The sequence below is a fragment of the Caballeronia udeis genome (genome assembly GCF_001544555.2).
Taxonomy (GTDB): domain Bacteria; phylum Pseudomonadota; class Gammaproteobacteria; order Burkholderiales; family Burkholderiaceae; genus Caballeronia; species Caballeronia udeis.
The window spans coordinates 22,748-29,491 of record NZ_FCOK02000100.1; the positions used below are offsets into that span (position 1 = coordinate 22,748).

A 6,744-nucleotide genomic window follows, 5' to 3' on the forward strand; every position below is an offset into this window, starting at 1 on the left:
CGGCGCTCGCGCAATCAAACAAAGGAGACCGCGATGGGCAAGCTCGCGCTGGCAGCAAAGGTCACGCACGTGCCGTCGTTGTATCTGTCCGAGCTCGACGGTCCGCACAAGGGATGTCGTCAGAGCGCTATCGACGGGCATCATGAGATCGGCAGGCGCTGCCGCGAACTGGGCGTCGACACCATCGTCGTATTCGACGTGCACTGGCTCGTCAACAGCGAATACCACATCAACTGCAACCCCCGCTTCGAAGGCGTCTACACCAGCAACGAACTGCCGCACTTCATCAAGAACATGCCCTACGCCTACCCGGGCAACACGGGCCTCGGCCATCTGATAGCGGACGTGGCCAACGAAATGGGCGTCAAGAGCCGGGCCCATAGCGACACCACACTCGAATTCGAATACGGCACGCTGGTCCCCATGCGTTACATGAACGCCGACCAGCATTTCAAGACCGTCTCCGTTGCCGGCTGGTGCATGTGGCATGACCTCGAAACCAGCGCGCGTTTCGGCCTCGCGGTGCGCCGTGCGATAGAGGAGCGTTACGACGGGACGGTCGCCATCCTCGCAAGCGGCTCGCTGAGTCATCACTTCGCGAACAACGGCACGGCCGAGCAATTCATGCACAAGGTCTGGAGTCCGTTCCTCGAACAAATGGATCGCAGGGTCGTCGAGTTGTGGGAACGCGGCGACTGGCCGACCTTCTGCGAGATGCTGCCGCTCTACAGCGAAAAATGCTGGGGTGAAGGGGGCATGCACGACACCGCCATGCTGTTGGGCGCGCTCGGCTGGGACCGCTATGAAGGCAAGGCCGAAGTGGTGACACCCTATTTCGGCAGTTCGGGAACCGGCCAGATCAACGCCATTTTCCCGGTGACGCCGCTGCCCGTGTGACCGAACGCTGAGGACATTACCGTGCCGCACCTGACACTCGAATATAGCGCCAACCTTGCCGATGAAAAACGCATCGGTGAACTATGCAACAAGCTGGCCCGCTGCCTGGACGCGCAGCGCGATGGGGAGCAACGGGTCTTTCCGCTTGGCGGCATCCGCGTGCGCGCGTTGCGGTGCCAACACTATTGCGTCGCGGACGGACGGCCTGACGCAGCCTTCCTGCACGCGAACCTCAAGATCGGCGCGGGGCGTTCGCCGGAAATTCGCCAGGCCACGGGCGAGACCCTGTTCGCCCTTATCAAGGAACATTTCGCCGATGAATTCGCCACGCGTGGCCTCGCACTGTCGATGGAGATCAACGAGTTCAGCGAAGCAGGCACATGGAAACACAATAATCTCCACGCCCGCCTCAAGACCTGAACGCGGCTAACACGGGATCCCGACCATGCTGGACCAGAAGACAATTCACGACCTTGCGTTACAGCTCGATCGTGCGGAGAAGACCCGGACCCAGTTGCGGCATTTTTCCCGCACCTATCCGGAGATGACCGTTGACGACGGTTACGCGATCCAGAGCGAATGGCTCAAGCTCAAGCTTGCGGAAGGACAGGTCATCAAGGGCCGCAAGATCGGACTGACGTCGCGCGCCATGCAGCGTGCGTCGCAGATCAGCGAACCCGACTACGCGCCGCTGATGGACACCATGTTCATCGAAAGCGGACAGGACATACGCGCCGACAGATTCATCGCCCCGCGCGTTGAAGTCGAACTTGCGTTCATCTTGAACAAGCCGCTGAAAGGACCCGGCGTCACGCTGTTCGATGTGCTCGATGCAACCGCTTATGTGTCGCCCGCAGTCGAGATCATCGACGCCCGCATCGAGCAGTTCGATCGAGAAACGAACGCCCCGCGCAAGGTCTATGACACCATCTCGGACTTCGCCGCCAATGCCGCGATCGTCCTGGGCGGACGGCCCGTGCGTCCGCTCGACGTGGACTTGCGCTGGGTCGGCGCGTTGCTCTACAAGAACGGGGCGATAGAAGAAAGCGGCCTGGCTGCAGCCGTGCTGAATCATCCTGCCACCGGCGTTGCGTGGCTCGCCAACAAGATTGCTCCGTACGGTGAGTCCCTGCGCGCGGGTGACGTGATTCTCGCGGGCTCGTTCACCGCACCCGTCAAGGCCCTTGCCGGCGACACATTCCATGTGGACTACGGTCCGTTGGGTGCAATCGGTCTTCATTTCGTTTAGGTAGCGCGACCTTATGAATCCAATCCGCCACGGACCTTGCCGCGCAGTTTGGAAAACAGCCTGACGCGCCAGCTCGTTCCGGCGATGGCGCTTACTGAATCGACAGACAGGTGCTGCGGTGCGCAGCCCACAAGTGCAGAATAAGCCATTCCTGAACTTGACTGCCCGCACCACGGCAGTCTGAGGAGACACACTGTGACCGCTAACGAACGTAGCACGCCGCCCGCACCCGCATGGTGTTCGCCTGACGAATGGGAGGCCCGGCTCAAGCTCGCCGCAACGTATCGCGTGTTTCATATGCTCGGCTGGACCGAGCTGATCTTCAATCACATTACGTTGCGTGTACCCGGACCGGACAAGCACTTCCTGATCAACCCTTTCGGGCTGACTTTCGACGAAGTCACCGCGTCCAACCTGGTCAAGATCGATCTGAACGGCAAGATCCTGAGTCCATCGGATTACCCGATCAATCCCGCGGGTTTCGTCATTCATAGCGCGATCCACGAGCATGTGGAAGACGCGCATTGCGTCATGCATACCCATACAACGGCCGGACTCTCGGTCGCGTGCATGGAGGACGGTTTGTCGTACACGAACTTCTACTCCGCCCAGCTCCACGACATGGTCGCCTACCATCCGTTCGAGGGCATCACCGTCCACGACGAAGAGAAATCGAGGCTGCTAGGCTCCATGGGCAACAAGCGCCTTCTGATCCTTCGGAACCACGGGCTGCTCTCGCACGGAACCACGCTGGCTCACGCATTCGCGTTGCTATGGACCTTGAACCGCGCGTGCGAGATTCAGGTCGTCACGCATTCCATGCGTGGAAATACCTTGCCCATCAGCGATGAAATCGTGAAAGGCACCACACGGGATTCGCTACAATTCTCTCCCGCGCACGGCGCCGGCGAGAATGTCCTTGCCGCACTCATTCGACGCGTGGATCGCACCGACGCTTCGTACAGGGGATAGATTTGAATCAGCAAGCCACCAAAATAACCGTCGTCGGCGGGGGCGCCATTGGCGGTATCGTTGCCGCGCGTCTGGCGCGTGCCGGCCTCGCGGTGAACCTCCTCGCGCGCGGACCGCACCTTGACGCCATACAACGCAACGGCTTGACCGTCATGGAGGGCGATGACCGTTATGTGGTCAATGTCAACGCAACCGATCAACCCGGCTTGCTCGGCGCACAGGACCTGCTGTTCATCTGCCTGAAGGGACCCGCGTTGATACAGGCAGCCCGTTCGCTGGCGCCGCTGGTGAACGCCGGCACACATATTGTTTCGGCAATGAACGGCGTGCCCTGGTGGTTCCTCAACGCGTTTGGTGGCCGCCTTGAAGGACAACGGCTCGAATCGGTCGATCCGGAGGGTGTTGTGTCGTCTGCGCTGCCGCCGTCGCAAGTCTCCGGCTGCGTCGTGCATCTTTCCTCGTCAATAGCCGAACCCGGCGTGATCAGGAAGGGCAATGGCAACCAGCTTATTGTCGGACCCGCTGCGGCAAGCGTCACCGCTCAGGCGGCCCATGCTATCGAACTGTTGCGGCTCGCTCAGTTCGACGTAACAACATCAAGCGAGATTCGCAGCGATATTTGGGCAAAGCTGTGGGGCAACATGACCATGAACCCCATCAGCGCGATCACCCGTTCGAACGCCGACGTGATTCTCGACGACCCGCTGACGGCGCAGCTTGTAGTCTCGATCATGGAAGAAGCGCGGCGGATCGGCGAGCAGATCGGAATTGAACTGAACATGACCGCAGAGGCGCGTAACGCACAAACCCGCAAGCTCGGTGCGTTCAAGACGTCTATGCTCCAGGACGTGGAAGCAGGCCGTCAACTGGAGATCGAAGCGATCCTGGGTGCGCCTCATGAACTGGCCGCGAAAGCGGGAATCCCGGTGCCGTTTCTTAGCGTGCTGTATGGGCTTGCCGGCCAGTTGAACGCCAATCTGGGCGCACCGAAGGGCTAGGCTAGGCACGCTACCATCCACGACCTGAACCTTGCGGCGGCTTTATTAGAAAATCTTGCCCGGGTTCATGATGCCGTGGGGATCAAAAACCCTTCGAATCTCGCGCATCAGGCGGATTTCCAGCGGGTCTTTATAGCGGCTGAAATACTCGCGCTTCAGCTGTCCAATACCGTGTTCCGCGCTGATGCTGCCGCCATAACGCGCCACTTCGTCCAGCACCTCCGCGGTCAATCCCTCTCCATGCTGCTTGAAGAAATCGCGCGGCGTGCCAACCGGGCGCGAGAGATTGTAGTGAAGATTGCCATCGCCGAAATGGCCGAACACAATCAGGCGCACGCCGGCATGATGCTTGTCGATACGCTCGCCCGCCGAGGCAAGGAATGCGGGAATGGAAGCAATCGGCAGCGAGACGTCATGCTTCACATGTGGACCGTCCGCGCGCTGCGCTTCGGAGATTTCCTCGCGAAGCCGCCACATACTGTTCACCTGCGCAATTGATTCGGATACCGCAGCATCCGCACATAACTCACGTTCAAGCGCCTCGCCAATCACCGTCTCCACGAGTTCGCGCAACGCGGCTTCATTGACGGTATCCGCGAGTTCAATCAACACATAAGCCGGATGACGTTCAGCGAACGGCGCACGCATACCCTCGACCTGCTCAAGCACCATGTCGAGGCTTTCGGCGGTGAAGAATTCGAACGCCTGCATGCGCGGGCCGCCGCGTTCGAACAGGAGTTCGAAAAGATCGAGCGCCTGCTGCGACGAATTCACGGCGGCCAGCACGACCACCCGCACGTCGTTGCGTGGATACAGCCGCAGCGCCGCGGCGGTGATGACGCCAAGCGTCCCTTCCGCGCCTATCAGCAATTGCTTCAGGTCATAACCGGTGTTGTCCTTGCGCAGCGTGCGCAGGCCGTGAAAGATCTCGCCGTTCGGCAGCACCGCTTCGAGGCCGAGCACCAGCTCCCGCGTCATGCCGTAGCGCACGACATTGACGCCGCCCGCGTTCGTCGACAGGTTGCCGCCCAACTGGCATGAGTCTTCGGCGGCGAGGCTGAGCGGCAGCAGGCGATGTTGATCGGCGGCGGCCCGCCGCAGGTTGCCGAGAATGCAGCCGGCTTCGGCCACCATCGTGTTGCCGATCGTATCGATACTGCGAACGGCGTGCATCCGGTCCAGGCTCAGGATCACGTTCGCGGGGCTGGCATCAGGCGTGGCGCCGCCGCACAGGCCTGTGTTGCCGCCGCGAGGTACGACCGGCACGCGGGCGTCCGAGCAGAGCGCGAGAGCTGCTGCCACGTCTTCCGTGCTCGACGGACGCACGACCGCTTGCGCGTGGCCCGTGTACATGCCGCGCCAGTCCGACAGCCACGGCGCGATGTCGTCGGGGGCCGTGATGACGGCATCAGATCCAAGCTTGTCGATCAGGCGTTGGGGGAAGGAAGAGTCGGTCATTTATTCGCTCGTCAATGGGCTTGGGGTGGCGGCGCTGTTGAGCGCGTCGCGCCCGGGAATCACGAGGTTCAGGCGGGCGGCCGCATTCTGCAGATGCGAGGTCGCGGCAACACGCGCAGCCACAGGATCGCCGGCGCGGATCGCTTCGAATACGCGGATGTGTTCGCGGTGCACTTCGTCGGGCAGACGCTGGCGCGCAAGCGAATGCGTGCGGGCCGTCTGCACGGTCTGGCGGATCTGGAGGTTGAGGTACTGGAGCAGATCGACGTAGTAGCGGTTGTGGGTGGCATCGGCGATCGCTACATGGAACGCAATATCCAGCTCCACCGCGTGGTCCGGGGTGTAGAGGTTGTCCGCGAGCGATTTGAGAATGGCCGCCAGTGCGTCGATGTCCGCGTCCGTCCGGCGCACGGCAGCCAGCGCCGCTGCTGCGCCCTCCAGATCGAGCCGCAGCTCGTAGACGTCAGCCAGGTCCGCCCGGTCCGCGCCGACCGCATGCGGGACGCGGAAACCGCCCGTTTCCGTGCGAGCCTTCACGGTGCAACCCGCGCCCTGCCGGCTGTCGATCAGCCCATTCGAGCGCAGCCGCTCCGTCACTTCGCGGATCACCGACTGGCTGACGCCAAAGCGCGCGGCCAGATCCTTGCCCGAAGGAAGCTTGGTGCCGACCGGGTAAACCCCGTCGCGGATATCGCCGGTCATTTGCTGGGCGACCTGCTGGGTCAGGGTTAGCGCTTTTGTCACTGGGGTCCGGGCTTCAGCCGTTGGTTTCAGGTTATCCGGTTTGCATGTTATATGAAAACTTTTGGCGAGTGAATAGGGAAGATTCTCGCTGTCGCAGAGTTGAGTTGACGTCCGCATGCGCCCCATCACAGGAGCGACGCAACCGCACAGATCCAGCGTGACAGTAGAAACCCGTACGGTAATGGCCTGCCTCGTTGGACACAATCTACAAGTGCTCTTGAACGGCGAACCGCAGCTTGCCGAATACACGCGCCAAGCCGCCCAGCTGTTCCCCTATAAAACGAACCTGAGACATTCACGCTTATGAACCCATCCAATCCCACCCATACAAACAGCGCGGACGAAACCGCAACGCCGCGCCTGCGTAGCCGCCGCTGGTTCGACGATCCCTCCGACCCCGGCATGACCGCGCTGTATCTCGAGCGC

The 6,744-nt window shown here is 61.5% G+C and carries 7 protein-coding genes; 5 read left to right on the forward strand and 2 right to left on the reverse strand.

Annotated elements, in window-relative coordinates; genetic code table 11:
- Positions 1 to 33: 33 nt before the first annotated feature.
- The 5 genes from hpaD to AWB69_RS40400 all read left to right on the forward strand — a co-directional run bounded on the left by hpaD (position 34) and on the right by AWB69_RS40400 (position 4,116).
- Positions 34 to 897 (forward strand): 3,4-dihydroxyphenylacetate 2,3-dioxygenase, encoded by an 864-nt coding sequence (gene hpaD / locus AWB69_RS40380; protein WP_062092368.1) that lies wholly within the window; start codon positions 34 to 36, stop codon positions 895 to 897.
- Between the two features lie 21 nt (positions 898 to 918).
- Positions 919 to 1,317 (forward strand): 5-carboxymethyl-2-hydroxymuconate Delta-isomerase, encoded by a 399-nt coding sequence (locus tag AWB69_RS40385; protein ID WP_062092369.1) that lies wholly within the window; start codon positions 919 to 921, stop codon positions 1,315 to 1,317.
- Positions 1,318 to 1,342: 25 nt separating this feature from the next.
- Complete coding sequence (hpaH, locus tag AWB69_RS40390; protein WP_062092370.1) at positions 1,343 to 2,146, forward strand: 2-oxo-hept-4-ene-1,7-dioate hydratase; 804 nt, start codon at positions 1,343 to 1,345, stop codon at positions 2,144 to 2,146.
- Positions 2,147 to 2,341: 195 nt separating this feature from the next.
- Positions 2,342 to 3,118: a class II aldolase/adducin family protein gene (locus tag AWB69_RS40395; protein ID WP_062092371.1), complete on the forward strand. Its 777-nt coding sequence runs from the start codon at positions 2,342 to 2,344 to the stop codon at positions 3,116 to 3,118.
- Positions 3,115 to 4,116 (forward strand): ketopantoate reductase family protein, encoded by a 1,002-nt coding sequence (locus tag AWB69_RS40400; protein ID WP_062092372.1) that lies wholly within the window; start codon positions 3,115 to 3,117, stop codon positions 4,114 to 4,116. The genes AWB69_RS40395 and AWB69_RS40400 overlap by 4 nt, the downstream gene beginning before the upstream one ends.
- A 45-nt stretch (positions 4,117 to 4,161) precedes the next feature.
- Here the strand turns inward: AWB69_RS40400 and AWB69_RS40405 are convergent, their stop codons facing one another.
- Together AWB69_RS40405 and AWB69_RS40410 are read right to left on the reverse strand one after the other, a co-directional pair.
- Positions 4,162 to 5,574, reverse strand: a complete 1,413-nt coding sequence (locus AWB69_RS40405) for an FAD-binding oxidoreductase (protein WP_062092373.1) — start codon at positions 5,572 to 5,574, stop codon at positions 4,162 to 4,164.
- On the reverse strand, positions 5,575 to 6,318 hold the full coding sequence (locus AWB69_RS40410) for a FadR/GntR family transcriptional regulator (RefSeq protein ID WP_269447524.1): 744 nt from the start codon (positions 6,316 to 6,318) through the stop codon (positions 5,575 to 5,577).
- Positions 6,319 to 6,744: the final 426 nt, after the last annotated feature.

Excerpts from the sequence above, each read along its gene's own strand:
- hpaD (WP_062092368.1), top strand. The coding sequence starts at position 34 with ATGGGCAAGCTCGCGCTGGCAGCAAAGGTCACGCACGTGCCGTCGTTG.
- hpaH (WP_062092370.1), top strand. The coding sequence starts at position 1,343 with ATGCTGGACCAGAAGACAATTCACGACCTTGCGTTACAGCTCGATCGT.
- AWB69_RS40405 (WP_062092373.1), bottom strand. The coding sequence starts at position 5,574 with ATGACCGACTCTTCCTTCCCCCAACGCCTGATCGACAAGCTTGGATCT.